This is a genomic window from Kitasatospora sp. NBC_01539, from assembly GCF_045040525.1.
Lineage (GTDB): Bacteria > Actinomycetota > Actinomycetes > Streptomycetales > Streptomycetaceae > Kitasatospora.
In genome coordinates this window covers 544,355-570,528 of record NZ_CP109390.1, presented here as the reverse complement: position 1 = coordinate 570,528, position 26,174 = coordinate 544,355, and the positions used below count along the sequence as shown (strand labels likewise).

At 72.4% G+C, this 26,174-nt stretch carries 25 protein-coding genes and 1 pseudogene; 14 read left to right on the top strand and 12 right to left on the bottom strand.

All coding sequences use genetic code 11. The features are described 5' to 3' along the window. Nucleotides 1-164 precede the first annotated feature (164 nt). Together OG335_RS02435 and OG335_RS02430 are read left to right on the top strand one after the other, a co-directional pair. Entirely contained in the window at nt 165-2,090 is a 1,926-nt protein-coding gene (locus tag OG335_RS02435; protein WP_405009286.1) for a sigma-70 family RNA polymerase sigma factor, read from the top strand. Between the two features lie 220 nt (nt 2,091-2,310). Further along, the gene (locus OG335_RS02430; RefSeq protein WP_405009285.1) at nt 2,311-2,775 is read left to right on the top strand and encodes a phage tail protein; all 465 of its coding nucleotides are present in this window, start codon (nt 2,311-2,313) and stop codon (nt 2,773-2,775) included. Between the two features lie 205 nt (nt 2,776-2,980). On the opposite strand, the gene OG335_RS02425 is transcribed toward OG335_RS02430, so the two are convergent. The 5 genes from OG335_RS02425 to OG335_RS02405 all read right to left on the bottom strand — a co-directional run bounded on the left by OG335_RS02425 (nt 2,981) and on the right by OG335_RS02405 (nt 8,480). Beyond that, nucleotides 2,981-5,089 (bottom strand): cellulose binding domain-containing protein, encoded by a 2,109-nt coding sequence (locus OG335_RS02425; RefSeq protein ID WP_405009284.1) that lies wholly within the window; start codon nt 5,087-5,089, stop codon nt 2,981-2,983. Nucleotides 5,090-5,543: 454 nt separating this feature from the next. Further along, a complete protein-coding gene (locus tag OG335_RS02420) occupies nt 5,544-5,795 on the bottom strand; it encodes a helix-turn-helix domain-containing protein (RefSeq protein ID WP_405009283.1) in 252 nt (83 codons plus the stop codon). Next, entirely contained in the window at nt 5,795-6,280 is a 486-nt protein-coding gene (locus tag OG335_RS02415; RefSeq protein ID WP_405009282.1) for a DUF2975 domain-containing protein, read from the bottom strand. Before OG335_RS02415 ends, OG335_RS02420 begins: the two co-directional genes overlap by 1 nt. Before the next feature lie 260 nt (nt 6,281-6,540). Further along, nucleotides 6,541-8,025: an MFS transporter gene (locus OG335_RS02410; RefSeq protein WP_405009281.1), complete on the bottom strand. Its 1,485-nt coding sequence runs from the start codon at nt 8,023-8,025 to the stop codon at nt 6,541-6,543. Further along, nucleotides 8,022-8,480, bottom strand: coding sequence for a MarR family winged helix-turn-helix transcriptional regulator (locus OG335_RS02405; protein ID WP_405009280.1), 459 nt, complete (start codon nt 8,478-8,480; stop codon nt 8,022-8,024). The genes OG335_RS02410 and OG335_RS02405 overlap by 4 nt, the downstream gene beginning before the upstream one ends. Nucleotides 8,481-8,918: 438 nt before the next feature. Between OG335_RS02405 and OG335_RS02400 the strand changes: the two genes are divergently transcribed. Both OG335_RS02400 and OG335_RS02395 read left to right on the top strand, forming a co-directional pair. Beyond that, nucleotides 8,919-10,493 carry a carbohydrate binding domain-containing protein gene (locus OG335_RS02400; RefSeq protein WP_405015289.1) on the top strand — a complete coding sequence of 525 codons (1,575 nt, stop codon included), beginning with the start codon at nt 8,919-8,921 and terminating at the stop codon, nt 10,491-10,493. A 224-nt stretch (nt 10,494-10,717) separates the two neighbouring features. Next, on the top strand, nt 10,718-11,392 hold the full coding sequence (locus tag OG335_RS02395; protein WP_405009279.1) for a FadR/GntR family transcriptional regulator: 675 nt from the start codon (nt 10,718-10,720) through the stop codon (nt 11,390-11,392). Nucleotides 11,393-11,569: 177 nt separating this feature from the next. On the opposite strand, the gene OG335_RS02390 is transcribed toward OG335_RS02395, so the two are convergent. After that, nucleotides 11,570-12,403 (bottom strand): PIG-L family deacetylase, encoded by an 834-nt coding sequence (locus OG335_RS02390; protein WP_405009278.1) that lies wholly within the window; start codon nt 12,401-12,403, stop codon nt 11,570-11,572. Between the two features lie 407 nt (nt 12,404-12,810). Between OG335_RS02390 and OG335_RS02385 the strand changes: the two genes are divergently transcribed. The 3 genes and pseudogenes from OG335_RS02385 (at nt 12,811) to OG335_RS02375 (ending at nt 16,501) form a co-directional block, all read left to right on the top strand. Then, the gene (locus OG335_RS02385; RefSeq protein WP_405009277.1) at nt 12,811-14,604 is read left to right on the top strand and encodes a thiamine pyrophosphate-requiring protein; all 1,794 of its coding nucleotides are present in this window, start codon (nt 12,811-12,813) and stop codon (nt 14,602-14,604) included. A gap of 272 nt (nt 14,605-14,876) precedes the next feature. Beyond that, nucleotides 14,877-15,332: pseudogene (locus OG335_RS02380) on the top strand (SRPBCC family protein); the annotation flags it as partial. Between the two features lie 212 nt (nt 15,333-15,544). Next, nucleotides 15,545-16,501, top strand: coding sequence for a TIGR03557 family F420-dependent LLM class oxidoreductase (locus tag OG335_RS02375; protein ID WP_405009276.1), 957 nt, complete (start codon nt 15,545-15,547; stop codon nt 16,499-16,501). A gap of 71 nt (nt 16,502-16,572) precedes the next feature. Here OG335_RS02375 and OG335_RS02370 read toward each other — a convergent pair whose 3' ends face one another. Beyond that, nucleotides 16,573-17,253 (bottom strand): HAD family hydrolase, encoded by a 681-nt coding sequence (locus OG335_RS02370; RefSeq protein WP_405009275.1) that lies wholly within the window; start codon nt 17,251-17,253, stop codon nt 16,573-16,575. A gap of 364 nt (nt 17,254-17,617) precedes the next feature. Between OG335_RS02370 and OG335_RS02365 the strand changes: the two genes are divergently transcribed. The 4 genes from OG335_RS02365 (at nt 17,618) to OG335_RS02350 (ending at nt 20,028) form a co-directional block, all read left to right on the top strand. Next, on the top strand, nt 17,618-17,986 hold the full coding sequence (locus OG335_RS02365) for a low affinity iron permease family protein (RefSeq protein WP_405009274.1): 369 nt from the start codon (nt 17,618-17,620) through the stop codon (nt 17,984-17,986). 266 nt (nt 17,987-18,252) lie between these two features. Continuing rightward, nucleotides 18,253-18,729 carry a ferritin-like domain-containing protein gene (locus OG335_RS02360; protein ID WP_405015288.1) on the top strand — a complete coding sequence of 159 codons (477 nt, stop codon included), beginning with the start codon at nt 18,253-18,255 and terminating at the stop codon, nt 18,727-18,729. 89 nt (nt 18,730-18,818) lie between these two features. Beyond that, nucleotides 18,819-19,013, top strand: a complete 195-nt coding sequence (locus OG335_RS02355; protein WP_405009273.1) for a hypothetical protein — start codon at nt 18,819-18,821, stop codon at nt 19,011-19,013. Between the two features lie 286 nt (nt 19,014-19,299). After that, nucleotides 19,300-20,028 carry an alpha/beta fold hydrolase gene (locus OG335_RS02350; RefSeq protein ID WP_405009272.1) on the top strand — a complete coding sequence of 243 codons (729 nt, stop codon included), beginning with the start codon at nt 19,300-19,302 and terminating at the stop codon, nt 20,026-20,028. Between the two features lie 157 nt (nt 20,029-20,185). On the opposite strand, the gene OG335_RS02345 is transcribed toward OG335_RS02350, so the two are convergent. The 3 genes from OG335_RS02345 to OG335_RS02335 form a co-directional block, all read right to left on the bottom strand. After that, nucleotides 20,186-21,301: a YihY/virulence factor BrkB family protein gene (locus OG335_RS02345; protein WP_405009271.1), complete on the bottom strand. Its 1,116-nt coding sequence runs from the start codon at nt 21,299-21,301 to the stop codon at nt 20,186-20,188. A gap of 163 nt (nt 21,302-21,464) precedes the next feature. Next, the gene (locus OG335_RS02340) at nt 21,465-22,475 is read right to left on the bottom strand and encodes an AI-2E family transporter (RefSeq protein ID WP_405009270.1); all 1,011 of its coding nucleotides are present in this window, start codon (nt 22,473-22,475) and stop codon (nt 21,465-21,467) included. Nucleotides 22,476-22,953: 478 nt separating this feature from the next. Continuing rightward, the gene (locus tag OG335_RS02335; protein WP_405009269.1) at nt 22,954-23,124 is read right to left on the bottom strand and encodes a hydrophobic protein; all 171 of its coding nucleotides are present in this window, start codon (nt 23,122-23,124) and stop codon (nt 22,954-22,956) included. 204 nt (nt 23,125-23,328) lie between these two features. Between OG335_RS02335 and OG335_RS02330 the strand changes: the two genes are divergently transcribed. Then, nucleotides 23,329-23,454, top strand: a complete 126-nt coding sequence (locus OG335_RS02330; protein ID WP_405009268.1) for a hypothetical protein — start codon at nt 23,329-23,331, stop codon at nt 23,452-23,454. 190 nt (nt 23,455-23,644) lie between these two features. Beyond that, on the top strand, nt 23,645-24,499 hold the full coding sequence (locus OG335_RS02325) for a SigB/SigF/SigG family RNA polymerase sigma factor (RefSeq protein WP_405009267.1): 855 nt from the start codon (nt 23,645-23,647) through the stop codon (nt 24,497-24,499). Nucleotides 24,500-24,779: 280 nt separating this feature from the next. Here the strand turns inward: OG335_RS02325 and OG335_RS02320 are convergent, their stop codons facing one another. After that, complete coding sequence (locus OG335_RS02320; protein WP_405009266.1) at nt 24,780-24,929, bottom strand: hypothetical protein; 150 nt, start codon at nt 24,927-24,929, stop codon at nt 24,780-24,782. 371 nt (nt 24,930-25,300) lie between these two features. Here OG335_RS02320 and OG335_RS02315 point away from each other — a divergent pair, with 371 nt between their 5' ends. Next, nucleotides 25,301-25,660 (top strand): STAS domain-containing protein, encoded by a 360-nt coding sequence (locus OG335_RS02315; RefSeq protein WP_405009265.1) that lies wholly within the window; start codon nt 25,301-25,303, stop codon nt 25,658-25,660. A 158-nt stretch (nt 25,661-25,818) separates the two neighbouring features. Here OG335_RS02315 and OG335_RS02310 read toward each other — a convergent pair whose 3' ends face one another. Next, on the bottom strand, nt 25,819-26,154 hold the full coding sequence (locus OG335_RS02310) for an ATP-binding protein (protein WP_405009264.1): 336 nt from the start codon (nt 26,152-26,154) through the stop codon (nt 25,819-25,821). Between the last annotated feature and the right edge of the window lie 20 nt (nt 26,155-26,174).

The following is a 26,174-nucleotide window of genomic DNA, read 5'->3' as shown; positions in this document are numbered from 1 at the left end:
ACCGGGTCCGCGGCCGCTCGACGACGGAAATCCGGCCCGCGACCGGATTTCCGTTGTCGAGCGGCCGCTCGGACGGTCTCCGTAGACAGAGGCGTCCCGCCGTCCGGAGCACGGGCGCCGGGGCCCCTGTCACGGCCGCCCACCCCACGTAGAGGAACGGACCCATGCCGAACACCCCACGCAGCGGACCCGACACCGGGACGGTGACGGCGGCGCGCGCCGGTGACCGGCAGGCACTGGAACATCTGGTGGCCCACTGCCTGCCGCTGGTCTACAACATCGTCGGCAGGGCGCTGAACGGCCACGCCGACGCCGACGACGTCGTGCAGGAGACGCTGTTGCGCATGGTACGAGGACTGCCGGACCTGCGGGATCCCGCCGCCTTCCGGTCCTGGCTGGTCGCCATCGCCATCCGGCAGGTGCGCAACCGCCAACACGACCGCGCCGTGGCCTCCGACCGCGTCGCCCGCCTGGAAGAGGCCGAGGCGATACCCGACCCCGCCCTGGACTTCGTGGGCCTGACCATCGTGCGCCTCGGACTCACCGAACAGCGCCGCGAGATCGCCGAGGCCACCCGCTGGCTCGACCCCGACGACCGCGAACTGCTCTCCCTGTGGTGGCTGAAGGAGACCGGCGAACTGGAACAGGCCGACCTCGTCGCCGCCCTCGGCCTGTCGACCGGTCACACCGCTGTCCGGATCGGACGGATGAAGGGCCGGCTGGAGGTCTCCCGGCTCGTGGTACGCGGCCTGGCCGCCGACCCGCGCTGCGCCGCACTGAGCGAGACCGCCGCCACCTGGGACGACGCCCCGAGCCCGCTGTGGCGCAAGCGGTTCGCACGGCACATCCGCGGCTGCGCGCGCTGCACCGGCACCGAGCAGGGGCTGCTCCCCGTGGAGCGGCTGCTGTACGGCCTGCCCCTGCTGGCCGTCCCGCCGAGCCTCGACCCGGCCCGGATCCTCGACGCCCTCACCGCGAGCGGTACGCGCTCCCCCTCCCCGGACCCCGGCGGCAGAGGGCGGCGGGCGCGCCGCTCCACCCGCAGGCGACCGCGTGCCGTCTCCAAGCCGGTCCTCGGCAGCGCGGTGGCGGCCCTGGCGGCGGTCGCCGTCCTGGTCGGGGCCCGGCTGACACCGGGGTTCCTCGACGCCCCGGCCGAGACGGCCGCGCTCTCCGCGCCGTCCGCCCTGCCCGCACCCGTCGAGGCGGCCCCGCCGAGCCCCGGCCCGTCACAGGCCCCGTCCGCCTCGCCCACCCCGTCCCCGGCCCAGCCGTCCCCGACCCGGCCGTCCCCGGCGCCGTCGGGAGCGCCGACGCCCACCGCCGGGGCCGCGGCCCCGACGGGGATCGCCACGTCCGCCCGGAAGGGCGTCGGGGTCTGGTCCTTCGACGGCGTGAGCCAGGCACTCGCCGCCTCCGGGGCGGGCTGGTACTACACCTGGGCCACCCGGCACCCCGGCGTGACGACACCCGCGTCGGCGTCCTTCGTCCCGATGATCTGGGGAGCGGCGTCCGTCACCGACGCCTCCCTCGCCCAGGCCCGCGCCAACGGCCCCTACCTGCTCGGATTCAACGAACCCGACATGGCCGAGCAGTCGAACATGTCGGCCGACCAGGCCCTGGCGCTGTGGCCGCAGCTCATGCAGGCCGGCAAGGTCCTCGGCAGCCCCGCGGTGGCGTACGGCGCCGACACCCCCGGCGGCTGGCTGGACCGCTTCATGTCCGGCGCCGCGGCCAAGGGGTACCGGGTCGACTTCATCACGCTCCACTGGTACGGCGGGGACTTCCGCACCCCCCAGGCGGTCAGCCAGCTGACGTCCTACCTGGAAGCCGTCCACCAGCGCTACCACAAGCCGATCTGGCTCACCGAGTACGCCCTGATCGACTTCTCCCGGGGAACCCGCTTCCCGTCCCCCGAGCAGCAGGCCGCCTTCGTCACCGCCTCCGCCAAGGCCCTCGACGCCCTTCCCTACCTCCAGCGCTACGCCTGGTTCGGCCTCGGTGCCGACCCGTCGAAGCCGAGCAGCGGCCTCTTCACCGACGGCACGACACCGACCGCCGCCGGCCGTGCCTACCAGGCCGCACGCTGACGCGTCCGCCGTCCGCCGTCCGAAGGCGGAGGCCGTCGGACGGCTGCTGCAGCGGAATCCCCGGGCACCGCTGAGCGCAGCACGAGGGCGGGCGCGCCCGTTCGGCGGAGGTCCCCTCCGGCCGGGCGCCGGGCGCCGGGCCCGAGAGCGGTCACGACTTCGGGGGAGCGTACGTGTCGAAGGGCGGTCGTCCACGGACGCCCGTGAGAAGGTACCTGCCATGACGTACACCGTGGATTTCGTCACCGTCTCGACCGTCGGTCTGGAGTCGTCGCCCGTCGCGGATGCGCTCGCCGGTCTGCGGGCGAACGAGGCCCGCTACTTCAAGAACAAGTACGACCACGTCTTCACGGTGGAGCCGGCGAGCGACGCCACGGCGGCCGTCGACTGGGTGCACCGGATCCTCCAGGAGGAACGCGACATCGTCATCTCCTCCCGGCCGCTGGAGGCCACGGCCTTCCAGGTCGAGAACATCCGCATGGCGTACGTCTTCTACGAGAGCGGCCTGTCGATCAACGTGATGTACACCGTCGACGACCCGAAGAAGCGGGCTGTCGGATTCAAGCTCTCCGACGGGATGGAGGTCCCGGAGGAGCTCGCCTCCCGGTTCAAGTTCGCACGCCAGAAATCGAAGCTCGCCGGCACCATCCGCGGTTCGTTCTTCGTCATCAAGAACGAGTACTGACCGCGACACCCTCGACTCCGGCGTCGCGGGCCGTGCTCCTCGTCCGCTCGTGGCTGCCGCAGCGGCAGTCGTGGTGCAGCGGACTCCCCGACGCCGTGGTGCAGTTGGGCTCCCCGACGCGGGAGCGGCACCCTCTCGTCGGGCCCGGGGAGACGCCCCGGCCGGGGGCGGCGGTGGCCGCCCCCGGCCGGGGTGGGGGTGCGGATCAGATGACGGTCCGGCAGACCGTTCCGTTCAGCCTGAAGACCGTCGGGGACGGGTTGGCGCCGTTGTTGCCGCCGACGAAGCCGAAGTCGACGGAGTTGCCGCCGTTCGGCGCCAGCCGCGCGTTGTACTGGCCGTTGGTCACGCGGACGTGCTGCCCCGTGCCGGTGATGTCGGCATTCCACCAGGAGGCGACGGACTGCCCGGTCGACGGCCAGTCGAAGTCCAGCGTCCAGCCGTTGATGTCCGCCGGGCCGAGGTTGCTCACCACGACGTTGGAGACGAAGCCGTTGCCCCAGCCGGTGGTCACCTGGTACGAGACGGTGCAGGTGCTGTCGCCCGGTGTGCCGGTGGTGAAGGTCAGCGGGACGGAGGGCCGGGAGAGGCGCCCCGCCTGGTCCCGGGCCAGCACGTTGACCGTGTGCCGGGAGCCCGGCGGGAGGTTGTAGAGCGTGGCGGAGGTGCCGGTGGAGGAGCCGAGCAGCTGGATGGTGGTGCCGAGCTGCTCGTAGACCTCGTAGCGGTCCACCGCGCCGGTGGTGGCCGGCCAGCCGAGGGTGACGGTGCCGGCGCCCACCGAGGTGGTCCGCGGCGCACCGGGGGTGCCCACGGTGGCGGCGGACGAGCCGGTGCCGCTCTTCGGGTGCATGGTCAGCACGGTGATGGAGTACGGGGCCAGGGTCGCCGAGGAGGAGGTGGCGGTGCCGGTCGCGTCCACCAGGCCGTTGCCACCGGGCGCCCACCGCTGGACCGAGGGAGCCGACGAGCCGGCGGTGAAGCCCTGGTACCGCAGGTCCACGGTGTGCTCGGCGGAGGAACTCTTGTTCAGCAGCAGGACGCTGAGGTCACCGTTGGCCCGGAGCACCGCGTGCGACGACACCTCGGAGCCGGAGGTGCCGGAGGCCACCATGCTGTCGCCCGGGTCGCTGAGAGCGCCCAGCGCCTTGATGCCGTAGTACGGCGCGAACGGGGTGTTCACCGCCGGCTCGCAGACGCTGCCGGAGCAACTGCCGTTCGACAGCATGCCCATGTCGCCGTAGTCGGTCTCACCGCCCACGGTGGTGATGGCGCCCGCGCCGTTGTGGGTGTCCCACCAGTCCACGGTGAAGACGCCGTTCTCCAGCGCCGTGATCACGGCCTCCGCGGCGAACAGGCCGTTGGGGTGGCTGGTGAAGGCACCGCCGCCGGAGTTGGAGTTCACCTCGGTCATCGCGATGCCGATGTTCGCGGAGTCGGCCCCCGCGTACTGGTTCACCAGGTTGCGCACCTCGCGGAGCTCACCGGGCAACTGCTGCACGGCTGCCAGCGACTGGTCGCCGTTGTTGGTGTTGGGATACCAGTGGACGCTGACGAAGTCGATGTCGTGGGCGACGGCGGCGAGCACGGTGTGGTTCCAGTCGCCGGTGTCGCCGGCGGCCACCAGTCCGTCCGGCCAGTTGCCGGGCATGGTGAGCACCGCACCGATCTTGACGGTGGGGTCGACGGCCTTCATGGCCGCGGCGTACGCCTTGACCTCCCTGGCGTACTGGTCCGGCGTCTTGTCGGCGTGGACGTCGTTCTCCCAGCCGCTGCCGTAGACGCCGTTGCCGTAGATCTCGTTGCCGATCTCCCAGTACTTCGCCCCGTACGCCTTGGTGACGTTGGCGTACCGAACCCAGTCCGCGGCCTCCTGGGCCGTGCCGGAGCCGTAGTTGGCGATCAGGATCGGTTGGGCGCCGGACGCCTTCACGGTTCCCATGAAGGCGTCGAAGTCGGTGCCGGGGGCGACGTAACCGCCGGGTGCGGTGTTGTCGACCCAGTGGTAGATGTCGGAGTAGGAGCCGCCCGGGTAGCGCAGCGCGCCGATCCCGGCGGCCTTGTACAGGGAGGCGACCTGGGGGTCGTTCATGTACGAGTCCCAGATGGCGGTGTTGGCGCCGAGCGCGGTGGAACTGACGGTGCCCAGGCCCGCGTTCGCGTTGACCGTGACCGTGGTGTCGCCGGTGGCGGCCGGGTCGGCCGCAACGGCGGGGGTGGACAGCGGCAGAGTCGCGGCAACCACGGCCAGGGCGGCCGAGGCCGTCACGGCGAGGGGGCGGCGGAGCCCGTCTGGCCTCTTGCGGAACAGCATGGGGGTGTTCCTCCCGGGTGGGACGCCGGCCCGGGGCCACGCCGCGGAGCCGGACGATGGACGGGTAACTGTGCGGCGTGGGGCGCCGCTTCAACCGTCGACGATGCGTGAGACGGGTGAGGCTTGGGAGCGCTCCCATGATGGGAGGGTGCGCCGAGCATGTCAATCTTCCTGACAGGCCGGGACGCAGGATCGTCACGACGTGCGCCGGTTCGGGCCGAAGGTCCCCGCCCGAACCGGCGACTGTCCGCCGGTAGCCGTCCGGACCGGTAGCCGTCCGGACCGGCAGCCGTCCGTCGGGCGGGGGCGGTGAGGCCCTGGCCGCCCACGCGACGGCGAACCCCCGCCCTTCCGCGCTGGAAGGACGGGGGTTCGCCGTGGGGAGGTCGCGTTCGCAGATCGGGATTCTCGACCGGTGCGTGCGGTGCGCGAGCTGTGTCAAGGGCGCGTGGTGTCAGGCGATTTCGTGCTCGCCCTGGGGTGCGTCCGCTGCCGCGGCGTCCTCGGCCTCCCAGCGCAGCAGGTCGCCGGGCTGGCAGTCGAGCACCTCGCAGAGCGCGGCGAGCGTCGCGAAGCGCACCGCCTTGGCGCGGCCGTTCTTGAGCACCGCCAGGTTGGCGGGCGTGATCCCCACCCGGTCCGCGAGCTCGCCCACGGACATCTTCCGCCGGGCCAGCATCACGTCGATGTCGACGGCGATCGGCATCAGATCACCTCGTCCAACTCGGCCTGCATCTTGGTCGCTTCGACGTCGCGCGCGACGGCCTGGGCGAGCAGCATCCGCAGCACGAGCACCATGAGCGCGACCCCCAGGATGGCCATGCCGACCCCGCCCATGATGAGGGTGACGCCCGGATCCTCCCGCTGGCCCGGCGCGTTGATGGCCGTGACCGCGAACCACACGAGGGCGGCCGCCACGATCGCGCCGATCACGACATCCACGTACCGGAAGGCGGCGTGGGAGAACACGGTTCCGCGTCGCACCATCGCCAGCAGCCGCCACACGCAGACCAGGGCGACCTGGACCGACACCATGCCCAGGATCGTGACCAGGCGCAGCGGGGTCAGCGGGAGCGTCCCGTCCTCCGGGTCGGTGGCCAGTGCCCACACCATCGACGCCTGTACGAACACGGTGCCGGCGAGCACCACCGCGAGCACGGCGCGCAGCGCCCGCACTGTCAGCTTTCCCATGACCCATCCTTCAATCGAGTTACGATGGAAATCTATCGAAGTTCGATAGATGGGGCAAGGGGTGGAACGGGCGACGGACAGCGGCGCCGCGCCGCGGTCGGGACCGCACCCGCCGCTGATCCCCGTACCGGGGGAGCTGGGCAGCGAGGGGATCCGCGATGACGACCATCGATGCTCGGAAGCGTGCTCGGATCCACGGTCGGCGCGCTGTGGGTCGGCGAGCCGGCGGAGGCGGCGTCGAGGTCGGACGGCTTCGATCCTCAGCTTCCGGTTCGACTCGACCGGCCCGGGCCCGGCGCACCGACCGGGGCTGTGGTCGGACTGGTCTCGGGTGAGCGTCGGCGGGCGAGGGCGAGGCCGGCCGTCGTCGTGATCGCCATCGCGGCGACGCCGACCAGCGCCGCGGTCGTGTAGGCGTCGTCGTTCGGGAAGAGGCGGCCCGTGGCGGTGCCGGCGGCCAGGACCAGACCGCCGATGGCGCTGCCCAGGGAGTACCCGACGCTGCGGACGACGTAGTTGAAGCTCATGGCGCTCGACGTCTCGCTCCTGGGGGTGACGGCCAGGATGACGCCGGGCACGGCGGCCGAGAAGCTGCCGACGCCGAAGCCCAGCACGCCCATGGCCGCGAGCAGTTCGGCCAGGTTGGACCGGGCGGTGGCGAACAGGACGAACCCGCCGCCGACGATGGCGGCGCTGCCGGCCAGGAGCAGGGGGCCGTCGATCCGCGTCCGGACCCGCGGCGTGAGCCTGCCGGCGACGAACCCCAGCACGGAGAACGGGACGAGGACCAGCCCCGCCACGAAGGTGGTCAGTCCGAAGCCGTAGCCGGCGCTGCGCGGCGTCTGCGCGTAGCGGGTGATGAGCGTGAGCAGGAGGTACATGCCGCTCCCGCCGACGAACATGGCGATGTTCGCCCCGGCGACCGCCGGGTGCCGTACCGCCCGGACGTCGACCAGGGGCGTTCTGGTGCGCAGTTCGGAAACGGTCCAGGCGCAGAGCAGGAGTGCGGCGGCGACGGCAAGGGTCACCGCCACGGCGAGGTGTCGGATCCACAGGCCCCTGTCGCCGGCCAGGAACAGGACGAGGAACAGCCCACCCGCCAGGACGAGCGCACCGGCCGCGTTCACGTGAGCGGAGCGGCCTTCGGGGGCTGCGGGCATGGAGCGCCACGCGGTCACGAAGGCGACGGCGGTGACGAGCAGGCCGAGGCCGTAGGCGGCCCGCAGTCCGCCGAACTCGGCGAGCAGCGCGGCCAGCGGGTAGCCGACGCCGGCTCCGATGATGGAGACCACCGAGATCAGGGCGATCGTGGCCGCGCTGCGCTCCTCGGGAAGATGGTCGCGGGCCACGCCCATCATCAGCGCCGTGAGACCGAGTCCGACGCCTTGGGCCGCTCTGCCCGCGAGCAGCCAGGCGAACGGCAGTGGCAGCACGGTGAGCGCGCTGCCGACGACGACGATCGCCAGCGTGGCGAGAATCGTGGCCCGCCGGTGCGGACCGGCTCCGAGCCGGCCGAGGACGGGTGTGGCGACGGCGCCGCCGAGCAGGGCGATGGTCAGCGTCCACTGCGCGCTGTCGAGGGAGACGTGGAACGTGGTCGCCACGCTGGTGATGAGTGGCGTCCCGAGGCTGGCGACCGCCGCCACGACCAGGGCGATGAACACCAGGGCGGGGACCAGCAGACGTGCTTCGGAACGTGTCGGGGCGGTGCTCGCGGGCTGGTCATGGGCCTGGGCCGCGGTCACCGGTCCGACTCCTCTCGGGCGTGGCTTTCGAGCTCCGCCAGATGCAGCAGCGCCGGAAGGGCTGCTGCCAGGGCCTCGACCTCGTCACCGGTGAGTTCGTCGATCAACCGCGCGTACGCGTCGACGCCCGCCCGGCGTCGCGTCCGGACGTACGACGCGCCGGCCTCGGTCAGGCACACCAGCGTGACCCGCTTGTCGGACGGATCGCCCCTCCGCTCGACCAGCCCGGATTCCTCCATCACCCGGACCAGGACGGTCATCGCGGGCTGGGTGACGCCCTCGGCCACCGCCAGATCGGTGATCCGTCGCGGGCCGGTCTTGTCCAGGGTGGCCAGGGTGGCGGCGGACGTCAGGCTCATGTCGCGGGGAAGGCGTCTCACGGCCCTGGTGGCCAGACCGTAGAGGGCTGACCCGATGGCATCGGAAGTGTCGTGCGCGGCGTCTCGGCGGCTCATGCCTGAAGCATAGCGGATTTATATGAATCCTTTATGTATTCCCGCGGGCCCGTCCACCGGTGGCTCGAACGGGCCCGCTCCCCTGAGATTGGTCCAGACCTATTGACGAGCCCCATCGCTCCTCCTACGATCCGGTCCGGCACTGCCTCACATGTCCCCACCTCACCCACAGCCGGGCGTCACGCCCCCACGCGTCGGTCTGTCCATGGCGCTCGGCGGGAGGAGCACAGCATGTTCCGTCGTAGGTCGCGCACTTCACGTCCGTCGGGCGATGCCCGCCCCTGTCCGGATCCCGGCCGCCTCGACGGCGACCGGGCCGGGAGCGAGCCGCTCCGAGCACCTCGCCCGCAGAGGGTGACCGTCGAACGTGCGGCGCGGGTGAACCGGACCGGCCGCGTCGAGCACGGACCGACCGTCCTCAGGCGCTCGCTCGCCGGGGTGAGCGCCGCCGCCCTCATCGGTGCCGGCATCGCCGTGGCCGGCACCGTCACGGCCGGGGCCGCCACCACCAACCTGGTGGCCAACTCCGGTTTCGAGAGCGGACTTTCGGGCTGGACCTGCTCCGCAGGCTCCGGCGCGGCCGTCAGCAGTCCGGTCCACTCCGGTGCCTCCGCGCTCAGGGCCACGCCGTCCGGCCAGGACAACGCCCAGTGCAGCCAGACCATCAGCGTGCAGCCCAACTCCCAGTACACGCTGAGCGCGTACGTCCAGGGCAGCTACGTCTACCTGGGCGCCACCGGCACCGGACTCACCGGCACCCTGTCCACCTGGACGCCGAGCAGCCCGTCGTACGGCCAGCTCGGCGTAAGTTTCACCACCGGAGCCGGCACCACCTCGGTGACCGTCTACGTGCACGGCTGGTACGGGCAGCCCACGTACTACGCGGACGACGTGTCGCTCGCAGGCCCCGGCGGCAGCAGCCCCTCGCCGACCGCCAGCCCGTCGCCGAGCAGCAGCCCGTCGACCAGTGCTTCGCCGAGCAGCAGCCCGTCGACCAGCACGTCACCGAGCAGTAGCCCGTCGACCAGCGCTTCGCCGAGCACCAGCCCGACGGGCGGCACCTGCGCCCTGAAGCCCAAGCCGTCGGGCAAGGTGCTGCAGGGATACTGGGAGAACTGGGACGGCGCCTCGAACGGCGTTCATCCCGGCATGGGCTGGGTGCCCATCACGGACAGCCGGATCGCCGCGCACGGCTACAACGTCATCAACGCCGCGTTCCCGGTGATCCTCTCGGACGGCACCGTCCTGTGGCAGGACGGCATGGATGCCGGGGTCAAGGTCTCGACCCCGGCCGAGATGTGCCAGGCCAAGGCGGCCGGGGCGACGCTCCTGATGTCGATCGGCGGCGCCGCCGCGGGCATCGACCTGAGCTCCAGCACCGTTGCCGACAAGTTCGTGGCGACCGTCGTCCCGATCCTCAAGCGGTACAACTTCGACGGCATCGACATCGACATCGAGACCGGCCTGTCCGGGAGCGGCAGCATCGCCACGCTGTCGGCCTCACAGTCCAACCTGATCCGCATCATCGACGGCGTGCTCGCACAGATGCCGGCCGGCTTCGGCCTCACGATGGCCCCCGAAACCGCCTACGTCACCGGCGGAAGCGTCACCTACGGGTCGATCTGGGGCGCCTACCTGCCGATCATCAAGAAGTACGTCGACAACGGCCGTCTGTGGTGGCTGAACATGCAGTACTACAACGGCAGCATGTACGGCTGCTCCGGCGACTCCTACTCCGCCGGCACCGTCCAGGGCTTCACCGCGCAGACCACCTGCCTGAACAACGGCCTGGTCATCCAGGGCACCACCATCAAGGTGCCGTACGACAAGCAGGTCCCCGGCCTGCCGGCCCAGTCCGGCGCGGGCGGCGGCTACATGGCGCCGAGCCTGGTCAGCCAGTCGTGGAACGCCTTCGGAGGTTCGCTGAAGGGGCTCATGACGTGGTCGATCAACTGGGACGGCTCGAAGGGCTGGACCTTCGGCGACAACGTCAAGTCCCTCCAGGGCCGTTGATGTCCCGCTGACACCGCGCCGACGTCCCGCGCCCCGGTGCACCGGGGCGGCCGGTGCCGGTCACCCGACCGGCACCACAGCCGGCGCCGAGCCCGGGGCGCGGGACGTCGAGCGCGGCCCCACCGCGCGGACCACCCGGACCGCCGTCGGCGGCCGGCGACCGGGCCCGCGCACGCGACCGGACCTCCGGTCGGGGCATCGGAGATATCCGTTAGGCTCCATCCATGGCCCTACCTGCCCACCGAACCCGCGCCGAGGACGTCGTGGTCTACGTCGAGGACGCGATCGAGAAGCGTGGACTGCGTCCCGGTGACCGCATCGGCACCCGGGCCGATCTGCGTGAGCAGACCGGTGTCGCGAAGGCCACCGTCAACGAGGCGATCCGGCTGCTGCAGGAGCGGCGGCGGATCGCGGTCCGGCCCGGCCCGGGCGGGGGGATGTTCGTCGCGGCCGCCGATCCGGTGGTCCGGCTCGGGCGCACGCTCCTCACCGTGCACGGCGAGCCGTTGGCGGTCGCCGAGGCCATCGAGGTCCGCGAGCAGCTGGAGCCGCTCGTCGCCGTGCACGCGGCGCAGCACCGGTCGGCGAAGGACGCGCGCGAGCTCAGGTCGCTGATCACCGCGATGAGGAAGAACCTCGACGACATGCCGACGTTCGTCTCGCTCAACTGGGACCTGCACCTGCGGATCGCGGCCATCTCGCCGAACGCCGTCCTGCGGGGCACCTACGTCGGTCTCTACGAGTTCGTCAACCACGTGTCGCTGGTGAACCCCCAGCCCCGCGACGGCGACTACCTCGCGCAGCGCCTGCAGGTCCACGGCGACCTGGTCGCCGCCATCACCGCCGGCGACGTCACCGCCGCCCGGCACGCCGCGGAGGCGCACCGCCACTCGGGCTGAGCCCGCCGGACTGCCGGTCCGGATCCCGGACCGTTTTCAACGGCGCCGCCCTCGTGGCCGCAGTGGGCCCGGCCGTTCGCCGAGCCCGGCGGTCGCCGTGAGCGGACCCGGCCGGCCGGATCCGCTCACGGTCGACGGCCGGGGTCGGCCGCCCTGCCACCTCTGTCGCCCAGCGGATCAGCGCAGCCCGGCGAAGAGGTCGTTCTCGGGCACGGCCGCGCCGGTGGTGTCCTGGACCCGTACGAAGGTCTCCACGCCCATCAGCTCGGTGAACCTCTCCTTGCCCATCTTCAGGAAGAAGATGTTCTCGCCCTGGCTGGCGTGCGCGGCGAGCGCGTCGAACTTCTGGGCGCCGAACTCGGTGGTGTCCACCCAGGTGCTGATCTCCTCGTCGGGGAGTCCGATCTCGGGCATGGCGGCGGTCTCCGCCGGATCCGGCTCCTCCCAGTCCGCGCCGAACTCCCGCATGACCTCGCCGAACCGCTGCATCATCGAGCGCGGCGCGGTGGTCCAGTACACCTTCGGGGTCAGCCCGGTCATCGCCAGCGCCGCCGTCGTGACGCGGTTCGCCTGGATGTGGTCGGGGTGGCCGTAGAACCCGTTCTCGTCGTAGGTCACGACCACGTCCGGCCGGTAGTGCCGCATCAGGTCGGCGAGGCGGGCGGCGCCCTCCTCGACGGGCGTCCGCCAGAACGATCCGGGCGCGTCGTTGGCCGCCCAGCCCATCATCCCGGAGTCGGCGTACTCCAGCAGCTCCAGGTGACGGATGTTCAGCACCTCGCAGCTGGCTTCGAGTTCCCGGCGGCGCATCGCGACGACGGCTGCCGGATCGTGCCCGGGCTCGCCCGGCTTGACACCTCCCGGTCCGTCACCGCACCCGCCGTCGGTACACGTGACGAGGACCGTGCGAATGCCCTCGGCCGCGTACCGCGCCAGGACACCCCCGGTCCCGGTGGCCTCGTCGTCGGGGTGGGCGTGCACTGCCATCAGCGTCAAAGGCCGTTCAACCATGAAATCCATCCTCCGGTGCGAAATGTGCTCCGGCCTCAGTCTGCGGTAGGCGGCGGGGCGATCGCGCGCAATACCGGGGTGATCGGGCACACGGTGACCGGGGGAATACACGGCGGATCCGACGGATCCCGCTGCGAGGGGCGAGGGGCGAGGGGCGAGGGGCGAGGGGCGAGGGGCGAGGGGCGCCGGAGCCGATCGGCCCGGGCGGAAGCCGGCCCCGTCGTCCCCGCGCGGACGCGAACCGGCCCGGACGGCGAACCGGCCCGAACGGTGTGCCGGACCGGGCGGTGCACCGGCCTGTCCCGGCCCCGGGTTTCGGACATTCCCGGCCGGTCAGACGAGCTGCCGGGAGGTGTGCAGCCCCCTCCGCCCGCCGGGTGGTCGCGCTACGAACGGAGCCCGTGCAGATGAAGGTCTCGGACCACATCCTGGAACGCCTGCGGCAGTGGGAGGTGGAGCAGGTCTTCGCGTATCCGGGCGACGGCATCAACGGCCTGCTCGCCGCCTGGGGCAGGGCCGACGACAGGCCGCAGTTCGTGCAGGCCCGGCACGAGGAGATGGCCGCGTTCGCGGCCGTCGGGTACGCGAAGTTCTCGGGCCGCACCGGCGTGTGCGCCGCGACGTCCGGCCCGGGCGCGATCCACCTGCTCAACGGCCTGTACGACGCGAAGCTGGACCATGTTCCGGTGGTGGCGATCGTGGGCCAGACGGACCGCAGCGCCATGGGCGGCTCCTACCAGCAGGAGGTCGACCTGCTGTCGCTGTTCAAGGACGTCGCCTCCGCGTACTGCGCGATGGTGACCGTTCCCGAGCAGCTGCCGAACGTGCTGGACCGCGCGATGCGGATCGCCGCGACGAGCCGCACCGTCACCGCGGTGATCGTCCCCGCCGACGTGCAGGAGCTGGAGTACGAGCCGCCGGCGCACGCCTTCAAGATGGTCCCCTCCAGCCTGGGCGTGGGCCGCTACGCGCCGGTTCCGGCGGACGAGGAGCTGGCCCGCTGCGCGGAGATCCTCAACTCGGGGGAGAAGGTGGCCGTCCTGGTCGGCCAGGGTGCCCGGCACGCGCGGCCGGAGGTGGAGCGGCTCGCGGAGGTGCTGGGCGCGGGCGTGGCGAAGGCCCTGCTCGGCAAGGACGTGCTGCCCGACACCCTGGCGTACGTCACCGGGTCCATCGGGCTGCTCGGTACCCGCCCGTCGTACGAGCTGATGCGTGACTGCGACACCCTGCTGGTGATCGGATCCAGCTTCCCGTACACGCAGTTCCTGCCGGAGTTCGGCCGGGCGCGCGCCGTGCAGATCGACGCCGACCCGTCGATGGTGGGCCTCCGGTACCCGTTCGAGGTCAACGTCGTCGGCGACGCCGGGGAGACGCTGAAGCGGCTGTTGCCGCTGCTGCACCGCAAGGACGACCGCACCTGGCGGGGCACGGTGGAGGAGAACACCGCCCGCTGGTGGGAGGTGATGGAGCGCCGGGCGGCCGTCCCGGCCGACCCGCTGAACCCGGAGCACGTCGTGCACGCCCTCGACGCGCTGCTGCCCGACAACGCCATGATCGCGGCCGACTCCGGTTCCGCGGCGAACTGGTACGCCCGGCACCTGCGGATGCGCGGGTCGATGCGGGGCTCGCTGTCGGGCACGCTGGCCACCATGGGGCCCGGCGTCCCGTACCTGATCGGGGCGAAGTTCGCCCACCCCGACCGTCCGGCCGTCGCGATCGTCGGCGACGGCGCGATGCAGATGAACGGACTGGCGGAACTGATCACCGTCGCCAAGTACTACGAACAGTGGTCCGACCCGCGGCTGATCGTCGCCGTCCTCAACAACCAGGACCTCAACCAGGTCACCTGGGAGATGCGCGCCATGCAGGGCGCGCCGCAGTTCGAGCCCTCCCAGCACCTCCCGGACGTCCGCTACGCGGACTTCGCCGTCCAGCTCGGCCTGCACGGGCGCCGCGTCGAGGATCCGGACGACGTGGAGACGGTCTGGCGGCAGGCGCTGGCCTCGGACCGCCCGTACGTCATCGACTTCCGCACCGACCCGGCCGTGCCGCCGATCCCGCCGCACGCCTCGCTCGACCAGATCGCCGCGGCCGCCTCCGCCGTCGTGCACGGCGACAGCGACCGCGGCTCGATGCTGAAGCAGGGCTTCAAGGCGAAGATCCAGGAGTTCCTGCCCGGCAGCGGCAGCGGCAGGGAGTGAGCCGCTGCGGCCCGGGGCCCGGGGCCCGGGGCCCGGGGCAGGGGGCAGGGGGCTCGCGGGGGACGACGCTCGCGGGGGACGGACGCTCGCACGGGACGGCAGGAGACCCCGGCCGACCGCCGCCGCTCCCGGGCCGGATCGCTCCGCGGGCCGACGACACGATGCCGCGGTGTCGGGAACCTGCCGGAATGCCCTGGTTGGATGTCCCGCCCGAGGGGCAGACGCGCGGTGGGCAACGAATGCCCGACCCGTCGAAGCGGAAGGAGACCGTGGTGAGCAAGGTGAAGGAGTCCATCGACGTGGATGTCCCGCTGCACAACGTCTACGACCAGTGGACGCAGTTCGAGGACTTCCCGAGCTTCATGGACGGCGTGGAGGAGGTCCGCCAGACGGACGACCGGCACTGCCACTGGACGACGAAGGTCGCCGGTGCCCGCCGCGAGTTCGACACCGAGATCGTCGACCAGCTCCCCGACGAGCGGATCGCCTGGCGCACGGTGGGAGGTGATGTCCGGCAGATGGGCGTCGTGACGTTCCAACGCCTGGACGACAGCCACACGCGGGTGAGCCTGGCCATGGAATTCGAGCCGCACGGCCTGGCCGAGAAGGCCGGCAGCATGCTCGGCGTCCCGGACCGGCAGGTCAAGGGAGACCTCAAACGGTTCAAGGGCTTCATCGAGGAGCGCGGCCGTTCGACCGGCGCGTGGCGCGGCCGGCTCGCACCGGGCGGCGGCCCCGCCGACGGTGCCGGCGACAGCCCGGCGGGCGCCGCGGACGCGCCGGTACGCGAGCAGCCGCAGGCCCGGATGACCGGGGAGGGGGCGCCGCCCCTGCCCGCGGACCCCGACGACATGCGGCACGGCTGATCCCGCCCGCGAGCCGGCAGGACCCCGCCGATCTGCACCCCGTCCCCTCACCGGCCCGGGAAGGACACCAGACCATGGCCGCGTTCGGCTACTTCCTCTCCTGCGAGGAGTTCACTCCCGCCCAACTGCTCGACCAGGCCCGGCGAGCCGCGGACGCCGGATTCACCCGCCTGGCGATCTCCGACCACTACCACCCGTGGAACGACGCGCAGGGCAGCAGCCCCTTCGTCTGGTCGATGATCGGCGCGCTCTCCCGGAGCGTCGACCTGCCCGTGACCACCCTCGTGACGTGCCCGACCGTGCGACTGCACCCGGCCGTCACCGCGCAGGCCGCCGCGACCTCCGGCGTGCTGCTGAACGGCCGCTTCACGCTGGGCGTCGGAACCGGCGAGGCTCTCAACGAGCACGTTCACGGCGACCGCTGGCCCTCCTTCGCCGAGCGGGCCGACATGCTGGAGGAGGCCGTGGAGGTGATGCGGGCCCTCTTCACCGGCGAGGAGGTCTCCCACCGCGGCCGCCACTACACCGTGGACAACGCCCGCCTCTACACGACGCCGGCGGACCCGCCGCCGATCCACGTCTCCGGGTTCGGCCCGAACGCGGCCGCGCTGGCGGGCCGGATCGGCGACGGTTTCGTCACCATGACGCCCGACCGGCGGCTCGTCGACGCGTTCCGTGCCGCGGGCGGCGCCGCCCGGCCCGTCATCGGCGGGGTGAAGGTCTGCTGGGGCGACGACCGGGACAAGGCCGTGGAGCTGGTCCACCGGCTCTGGCCCACGGAACTGCTGCCGGGCGAACTCGCCCAGATCCTCCCCACCCCGGCGCACTTCGAACAGGCGAGCGAACTCGTCACACCCGAGATGATCGGCGAGGCCGTGACCTGCGGGAACGACGCGGACCAGCACATCGCGACGCTGCGCGCCTACGTGGAGGCCGGGTTCGACGAGGTGTACGTCGGCCAGATCGGCCCCGACAACGAGGCGTTCTTCGACGCCTACCGCAGCACCGTCCTCCCCGCGCTGACCGGCTGATCGGTCCGGCGCGAACTGCACGGCCGGGCGGCCGGCACCCGTACGAGCCGGGTGCCGGCCGCCCGGTGCCGTCAGCGGCGCGGGGTCGCGGACGGCCGCCCGAGAGCGCTGTCCGCCAGGTGGGCCAGCAGGGCGGCGGGGTCGGCATGTACCTCAAGGGCTCCGGCGGCCCGCAGGTCCCGCTCCCCGGTACCACCGGACAGGAGGGCGATGCACGGGACTCCCGCCGCTGCGGCCGCCTGTACGTCCCACAGGGTGTCCCCGACGAAGACGGCCTCGTCGGGACCTGCGTCGGCCCTGTCGAGTGCGGCACGCACGAGATCGGGGGCCGGCTTGCTCGCATCGACGTCGTCCGAACTGGTCGCGGCGGAGACGGCGTCGTCCGCGTCGAGGACCCGCCGCATGACCGAGAGGTCCCGCGCGGACGCGGAACTCGCCAGCACCACCGTCCAGCCCCGGGCGGCGACGGCGCGCAGCAGGTCCGCCGCGCCGTCGAAAGGCCTCAGGCGTGGCCAGAAACGGGCGTACAGGGCCTGGTGCGCGGAGCTGATGTCGGCGTCGGACGCGTGGTCGCGGTCCGGGCCCAGGACGTGGTCGAGGAGCTGGTCCCCGCCCATGCCGATCGAGGCGTGGATCAGGGCCATCGCAGGTGCGTGACCGTACTGGGAGAGGGCCTCCGCCCAGGCCAGGGTGTGCAGGTAGTTCGTGTCGAGGAGTGTGCCGTCGACGTCGAACAGTGCTGCCGGTGCCATCGGATTCCCCCTTTCCGGGGTGACGGGTCTGGTCGACGGGTCCGGTCGACGACGCTACGGTGGCCCCGGTCGGAACGCGGCGCGGCGCGCCAGGCCCGTTTGCCCCGTCACGGGCCGGACATACGAGGCCCGTGAACGCATTCAGCCGCACGGAGTGCCCCGTCGTGAGCACCGGGGCCGGCGCCGGGATCGGGCGGGGACACGTCGGGGTGTTCGCCCGTCGCGGTGACCGGTCGGCCCTGGTGGCCAGGTGCCGCACCGGCCTCGACACATGCCGGGCGGACCCGGTGACAGACGGGGACCGGGGGCGCCGGCCGCGTCGAGTCGGCCGCTCCCGCAGGCGGCAGGTGGTAGGGAGATGAGCATGACCCTCTCACACCCCGCCGACCGGAGTGACGGCTCGCGCGGCCGGTTCGAGCGGCTTGCCGAAGTCGCTTCCAACCTCACCAGCTCCCCGGTGTTCTCCGGATTCTGCGTCGTACTGGTGGCCGCCTTCGTCACGGCCCACGCGGCCGGGCTGTCGGCGGAGTGGCAGATCCTCGCGGGCGACACGATGACGGCCGTCACCCTGCTCCTGCTGGCCCTGCTCAAGAACGCCGAGCGCCGTGCCGAGCATGCCGTCCAGCGCAAGCTCGACGCGATCGCCGCAGCCCTCCTCGAACAGAACGAAGGCCCCGAGGGGGAGGCGCACCGGGCGCTCCGGGAGGCGATCCGCATGGAGGAGCGGCTCTGAGCTCCGAGCGGCCCGCACGCGTCCGCTCCGCCGCCACCCGTACGGACGCCGACGGCAGCCTCGGGGCGCGCCTCTCCGGAGCGGACCGAACGGGCTTCGCCGCGCTACTGCGAACCGGTGGCATCGGGCACCGGCCCGTGTCGAGTGCGGGGTGGCGGGGGAGACGTGCCCGGACCGTCCTCCTTCTCCAGCGTTGGGAGCGCACCGTGGCAGGCGACGACTTCGTCATCGACGTGAGCCGGGTCCGGGACGAGGCTCGGCAGAAGATGGCCGAAGGGGCCGTGACGAACACCTACGGCCTCGACGCGCACAAGGTGGCGGCCGTCCTGAACGACGTGGTCGCCACCGAGGTGGTGTGTTGGCTGGGCTACACGCGGCACGCCATCTCAGCTACGGGCATCGACCGTGCCCAGGTGGCGGCGGAGTTCACCGAGCACGCCGCCGAGGAGATGCAGCACGCCCTGCGCGCGGCCGAGCGGATCGCCCAGCTCGGCGGGGAACCGGACTTCGACCCCGCCACCCTTGCCGGGCGCGCCCACACCGACTACACCGCGCCGGACGAGAAGGACCTCAAGGCCATGCTGGAGCACAACCTGCTGGCCGAGCGCATCGTCATCTCCACCTACCAGGAGATCGCCCGCTGGCTGGGCGACCACGACCCCACGACGCGGCGCCTGATCGAGTCCATCCTCGAGGAGGAGGAGGAACACGCCGACGACCTCACCGACCTCCTCGCGGTGTGACCCGTCGGGGGAATCGGACGGGGAGAGGGTATGTCCGGCCGTCGCGGACAGAAGCGGCAGGGCCGGCGACACGGCAGGGAGGCAGCACGGTGAACGACGTCGACCGGGAGTTCGACCGCGAGCGCGCCCACAGGAAGTCCCGCGACCTGTCCGACCTCAAGGACGAGCCCGACGAGAAGAACGACGAACACATCGAGCAGGCGCGGAGGGACCAGGACGAGACCGGTGGTCCCGGCGCCGGGCAGCAGGGCGGCGGAGAGCCGCGGGAGCCGAAGGCCGGCTGACCCGCCGGAGCGGACCGCCGACCGGCCCGGACGCTGCAGGTGGGGCGTGGGGCGACGTGTGCGCAGCGACCGACGCGCCGCACCGCGGACCGAGACCGCGGTGCGGAGTGGTCGCCGGTGTCGTTGCGCCCAGAGCCGGACCGGTGCCGGGGCCGGTGCCGACCCGCCACGGGCGGCCTCGTCCGGACGGACCCGCCGGGCTGGAATCTCCCCTCGGGGGAGGTCCTACGGTTCGACCGCAGGCGCCGCAGTCGCGAGCGCGGCGATACGACGGGAGAGGTCGACGATGACGACGTTTCTGCTGGTCCCCGGTCTGTTCATGGGCGGTTGGGCCTGGGAGGCGGTGGCCGCCGAGCTGACCGCGCGCGGGCACCGGGCGGTGCCGGTGACGCTGCCGGGGTTGGGCGAGGGTGTCGGCGGGGAGGCCGGCGGCATCGGGCTGGCGGACCACACCGCGGAGGTGGTGGCCCGGTTGGACGCGGAGGGGCCGGGGGTGGTGCTGGTGGCGCACAGTTACGGGATTTTCCCCGGGCTGGCCGCCGCCGACCGGCGGGCCGGCCTGGTCGACCGGGTGGTGCTGGTCGACACCGGTACCCCGGAGGACGGGGAGTCGGTGCGGACCGCTCTCGTGGGCGCCGGCCTCGGGGCCGCCGACGAGGCCGGTCTGGTGCCGGTGCCCGCCGAGGTCGCCGGCCTGCCGGCGGCGGAGTCGCAGCGGTATCGCCGCCTGGCCAGGCCCCAGCCGGCCAGGACCCTCAGCGATCGGATCGAACTGACCGGCGCGTGGCGCACGCTGCCCACCACCGGCGTGTTCTGCCTGGAGAACGGCCTCAGCCTGGAGGTTGCCAGGGCCCTGCACGCCACCGGTGACCCCAGGTTCGCCAAGCTGGCGGAACCCGGTGTCACCTTCTTCGAGATGGCGACCGGCCACCTCCCGAACCTCTCCGCCCCGGTCGAGCTGGCCGACGTCCTGATCCGTGCCTCACGCGGCGAGGGCGCGGGCCTGTTCGACTGACGGCCGGGCCGACAGGGGCGGACGCCGCTGCGATGCACCCGGTGCGGTCTACCGGTGCTGTGTACCGGTCGGTGTACCGGCCGAGGACTCCCGGCCGTCCGCCCGGTGGCTGCCGCCGAGCCCGGCGCCGGCTTTCCCCCCGACGCGTAGGTCTCGTTCAGGGCGCTTCCGTGCGGTTCGGCCGGCGGGACTCCTCCGGCGGTGTCGTGTTCCCCGGCTCGCCCGTGCCGTCCGGTTCGTCGTCGGGCCAGGTGTCGGGCCAGGTACGGGTGTCCCGGGGCTGGACATAGGGTTCCTCGCCCTCGGGCAGGCCGCCGCGGGTGGCGCGCTCGCGGGCGAGTTCGGCGTCGAACTCCAGGCCGAGGAGGATCGCCAGGTTGGAGATCCACAGCCAGACGAGGAAGACGATGACGCCGGCCAGGGTGCCGTAGGTCTTGTTGTAGGAAGCGAAGCTGGCGACGTACAGGGCGAAGCCCGCGGACGCGGCCGTCCAGAGCAGGACGGCGAGCAGGCCGCCGGGGGAGATCCACCGGAAGCCGCGGCCACGGACGTTGGGGGCCGCCCAGTAGAGCAGGGAGACCATCAGGGTGACGAGGACGACCAGGACGGGCCACTTGACGACCGCCCACACGGTGAGGCCGGTGTCCCCGACACCCAGGGTCCTGCCCGCGCGGTCGGCGAGGGGGCCGGTGAAGACGACGATCAGCGCGCTCGCTGCCAGGAGAAGCAGGAGCAGCAGCGTCAGCCCCAGGCGCAGCGGTGTGACCTTCCATGCCGGTCGGCCCTCGCGGATGTCGTACACGGCGTTCGCGGAGCGGATGAACGCCGCCACGTAGCCGGAAGCGGACCACAGGGCGCCCGCCAGGCCGATGACCAGCAGGACGGTGCTCGTGCCGCCGTTGTCCTGCAGTTGGTCGACGGCGTCGCTCAGGATGTCGCGGGCCGGGCCCGGAGTGAGCTTCTGCAGGTTGTCCAGGGCGGCGTCGGTCGCCGAGCGGCCGACCACACCGAGCGCGGAGACCAGGACGAGCAGTGCGGGGAAGATCGCCAGCACGCCGTAGTACGTCAGGGCGGCGGCCCGGTCGGTCAGCTCGTCGTCGAGGAACTCGGTGCCGGTGCGGCGCAGCACCGTCGACCAGGATCGGCGGGGCAGGTCGCCCGGTGCGTCCGGCGCGTCCTCCTCCATCTGCGCGTCCGGCCCGGGCCGGACCGTGTCGCGGCCGGTCCCGCGGCCGGTCAGGCGGTGTCGCTTGCGGGGTGACGGGGGGTTCATGACGGGCGTCTGCCCGCGAGGGCCGGATGAATCACCCGGTGCCGGTGCCGGTGCCGGTGCCGGCGTTCCGCGGTGTGCGGTGCGTGTTCCGCAGTACGCCGCCGGCGTGCGGAAGGAACGGGGGCTTCCGCGCGGTGCGGGCCGGGACCGGCTGCCGACGGCCTCAGCGGGTGTCCAGGCGGGGGAAGACGAACTCGTCCAGTGCCAGGCCCACGGCGACTGCGACCGGCACCGCGACGAGGGCGCCGATGATGCCCAGGAGCACTCCGCCGGCCAGGACGGCGAGGACCGTGACGAAAGGGTGCACGTCGACTGCGTACTGCATGGTGCGCGGCATGATCAGGTAGTCCTCCAGCACGCGGAACCCGATGTAGAACGTGGCGGTGGCGACGGCGACCGGCCACGAGACGGCCAGCGCCACCAGGCTGACGACGATCCCGGCGACGGTGGAGCCGACGACGGGCACCAGGTCCATGAGAGCGACGAACGCCCCCAGCGCGGCGGCGTACGGCACTCCGACCACTGCGCACCACACGAAGGTGGCCAGGCCGGCGACGGCCGACGTGAAGAGGTTTCCCAGCATGTAGCGGCCGGTCCGGGAGAGGATCTCCTCGGTGAGCTCCCGGGCACGGTCGCGCCGGGTGCCGACGACGAACCGGTAGCAGAACTCCTTGGTCGCCGGCAGACCGGCCATGAAGTACAGCGTCAGGGTGACCACGACGACCAGCGAGGTGACCGTGTCGAGCACGAGCCGGCCCGCGCCCAGCATGCCGCCGACGACGCCCCCGCCCGAGCCGAGTGCCTGCTTCGCCCGGTCGACCACGTGGTAGTGGTCCTCGATCCGTCCGAGGGTGGACTGGTGGTCGTGCACCTGCTGGAGCCAGACCGGCACCGCATCCGCCAGTACGGTGACCTCCCGGCTCAACGGCGGGATGAACAGGGCGAGAAAGCCCCCGACCAGCATGCAGAAAACGCCGAGCACCACGGCCACCGCCCAGCCCCGGCGCAACCGGCGGCGTATCAGGATCCCCACCACGGGTTCCAGGCTGACCGCGATGAAGGCCGCCAGCACCGTCAGTGTCAGCACCTGCTCCAGCCTCACCAGTTGCCGGAACAGGAACCAGCCCAGCAGCGCACCCAGGGACAGCCGCAGTCCGGCCGAGAACCACGGCACCGCCCCCTGCCAGGATCCCTCGCCGGGGCGGGCGCTCCGACTCTGCGCGGGGAGGGTCCCGGCCGCGGGCGCCGCAGGCGCGGCAGCGGGGGCCGGATCGTTCGGGGCCAGGTCGTCCGGGACCGAGCGGTTCGGGGCCACGTCGTCCGGGACCAGGAAATAGCGCCTGGCTCCGTCGGATGCCAGTGTGCTCAGTACCCGCAACCTCGACGGCTTCATGCCGTGTACCGCCCTTCCTCCTCCGGGCCCGCTACGAGCCGCTGGTGCATCTGCCCCGCTTCGGCCGCGGGACGCGACGACGGCGCCGTGGAACCGGCCGGCGCCGAGCGGGCGTCGGCACGTACCGCCCGGCCTCCGGGCGGCCGGTCCCGCACGCAGAACGCCCCGCACGGTGCCCGGCGCTCTTCGGCGACCGGGGGTGCGGGGCGGTGTGCCGGGGCGCAGCGTGGTGCCGGCCGCCGGGCGGTGCGGGGTCAGGTCACCAGCGGTACCAGCGGTGGCGGCTGCCGGAGGAGTGGGTGCCGCGGGCGACGAAGCCGAGCAGCCAGACGACCAGGACGATGACCGCCACCCACCACAGGGCCTTGAGGGCGAAGCCCGCGCCGAAGAGGATCAGAGCCAGCAGGAGGACGAGTACCAGGGGAAGCACGGTGGATCCCTTCGTTCGGCGATGGTGACGAGCAGCCGTGTGCCCCGCTCCCGGACACCCATGCGCATGCCGTACGTCGGGCCGCGGGTCCGACGGCCGTCGTCGGAGCGACGTTCCGTCAGTCGGGCCGATCGTGGACGAGGGCGCATGGAAGTGGAGGACGGGGAGAGCCGATGCACCGGACACCGGCAGCGAGAAGAAGTCATGAGTGGCGCGGGGGACTACGAGAACGCCCCGGAGTTCGACCCCGACAGGCACACCGGCGACAGCGGCCACCACGCGCAGGTCGGCGGCCACCACGGCGACCCGACGATGGACCCCCGCCTCTGACGTCAGGTTCCGTCGGCACGGCGCTCGGCCCGGACCCCGTACCTCGGGGTCCGGGCCGCCGGCCTTTCGAGGCGACATATCGTCTGATACCGGACGACTTTTCGGGACGGGCGCATGGCGGGAGGGATCAGGGGCAGCGGGCGGTCGGGCACGGCACCCGCCGCGTCCACGAGCTGAGGAGACGATGAGCATGGCAGTCCTGCAGGGCACGGCACCGGATCTTCAGCTCGCAGACCTCGACGAGTGCTCCCCGGCGGCGCGGATCGAGGCCCCGGGTGCGGTGGCGCCGGCGGATGCGAAGGAGTTGTCGCGGGACCTGCTGGTGCGGCTGGGTTCGCTGGAGGAGGGGAGCAGTGAGTACTCGTACGTGCGGGGCACGCTGGTCGAGCTCAACGCGACGCTGGTGCGGTTCGCCGCGCGGCGCTTCGCGAGTCGCAGCGAGCCGATGGAGGACATCCTCCAGGTCGGCACGATCGGTCTGATCAAGGCGATCGACCGGTTCGACCCCGCCCGTGAGGTCGAGTTCACCACCTTCGCCCTGCCCACGATCATCGGCGAGATGAAGCGGTTCTTCCGCGACACCTCCTGGATGGTGCACGTGCCCCGCGGCATGCAGGAACTCCGCCTGGCCCTGGCCAGGGCCTCCGACGAGCTGGAGCAGCTGCTCGACCGCCGGCCCACCCCCGCCGAACTCGCCGCGCACCTCGACCTGGAGGAGCGCGAGGTGATCGAGGGCATGAAGGCCTCCAACGCCTACGCGGCGCAGTCCCTCGACATCCCCACCGACGGGGAGGAGCCCGCCGCCGTCCTCGGCGCCCGCCACGCGGTCGAGGAGAAGGGCTTCGAGGCGGTGCTCCACCTGGAGACCCTCAAGCCCCTCGTCGCCGCCCTGCCGGAGCGCGACCGTGCCGTGCTCTCGATGCGCTTCGGCGCCGAGATGACCCAGAGCCAGATCGGCGAGCAGCTCGGCGTCTCCCAGATGCAGGTCTCCCGCATCCTCACCCGCATCCTCAAGCACCTGCGCACCGGCCTGCTGGCCGACTGACCGGCGCCCCCGTGCGGGCTCGTGCGGGCGCCGACGGATCGTCGGGACGGCGAGCAGGACGCTCCGGCACCGTGAGGAACCCGGCCGGACACGGAACGCTCCCGACACTGCCGACACCCGTGCTCCTCACCTGCGACCCCGTCGGCCGGAAGCCGCAGCCGACGAGGCGTCGGGGAGCAGGCGGCCCGATGCCCTGTCACCTGGGCGCATCCAAAGGCGAATCACGGCACCCGGCAGGGTGATGGCGCCGGGGGCCGCGATTCCGCCGGTGGTCGTGACGTCAGTTCAGCCGGTGGCGCGCGCGGCGGCCGGCAGAGCGTGCGTGCGTGGGCGTGGCCCGGGTGCGGTGCCTGGCGTGGCCGGGGCCGGTGGCGGCGATGACGGCTGCCAGCACCAGCGACCCGACGAGCAGGAGCATGGCGAGGTTCATCGGATACCTCCATCTCAACCGGATGCGTACCGTCCGCCTGCCCGCGGTCGCTCCGGTCACACCCTCCGACTCGCGCCGGGACCGTGCCGGGTCGCAGGTACGGGCCACCCGGGCCAGGACATCGATCGCCTGCCTGCCTGCCTGCCTGCCGGGGCGTACAGGCGTACAGGCGTACAGGCGTACGGGCGTACGGGCGTACGGGCGGGCCGGCGTCGCGCGCGGTGTTCGGGGCCGAACACGTCCTTGGCGCCTTGGCGGCCGACTAGACTCGGACCGCGGCTTCCGACCGGCTTCGACAGCGGCCTGCCGCTGGAACACCAGAGTGTGGGCGTGCCCGCCACCGGGCCGGCCCGAGGGAGTGGACGATCAGCGTGGATCCCGTTTTCACCGCCACTGTCCGGCAGTCCGCCACGGGGCCGGTCGTCGGGTGTGCCGGCGAAATCGATCTGGACGGCGCTCCTCGACTGCGTGCCGCATTGACGACGGCTCTGGCGGTACGGCCCGCCCCGGCCGTGATCGTGGTCGACCTCGCCGCCGTGACCTTCTGCGACTCCTCCGGGCTCAACGTCCTGCTGAAGAGCCGTACGGAAGCCGGACGGCAGGGCACCGCCCTGCACCTGGCCCGCCCCTGCCCGCAGGTCGAGGAGCTCCTGAGGATCACCGGTGTCGGGGGGATCTTTCCCGTGGACCGTGACGTGGCCGCCACCGAGCCGCAGGATCCGGCGGGCTGACGTCGGTCGACCCTTCGAGTGGGTACGCGGAGGATCCCGTGTGCGTTCGCCCGTACGAACCCGGGTGCCCGCTGCCCCCGTTCGGGGTCGCACCTGCCGACTGCCGCCTGTGGACGCAGCGCCAGGCGGGCACGGGCCCGGCCGGTGGGCAGGGCGCGCTACCAGGGGATGAGGGCTTCGATCTCCTTGCCGTCCTGGTACGGGCGGATGTGCAGGCTGGTGGCCAGGGGTTGGATGATCGTCGACCAGCCGAAGCCGCCGGTTCCTCCGAGGAGGTCGGGGACACGGGGCTGGGGCAGCACCGGACTGGTGTCGCGCACGGTGATCCGGATTCCGTCCTGCCGAGCGCCGGGATCCAGTGCGAGGGTGAGCCCGAGGGGGCCGGGGGCGTGGCGAACGGCGTTGGTGACGAGTTCCGAGACGACGAGCAGGGCCCGGTCGAACCCACCGGCGTGCGTGGGCGGGTTCTGTGCGGCGAGGGCGGCCAGGAACACGGCGGCTCCCTCCCGCGCCC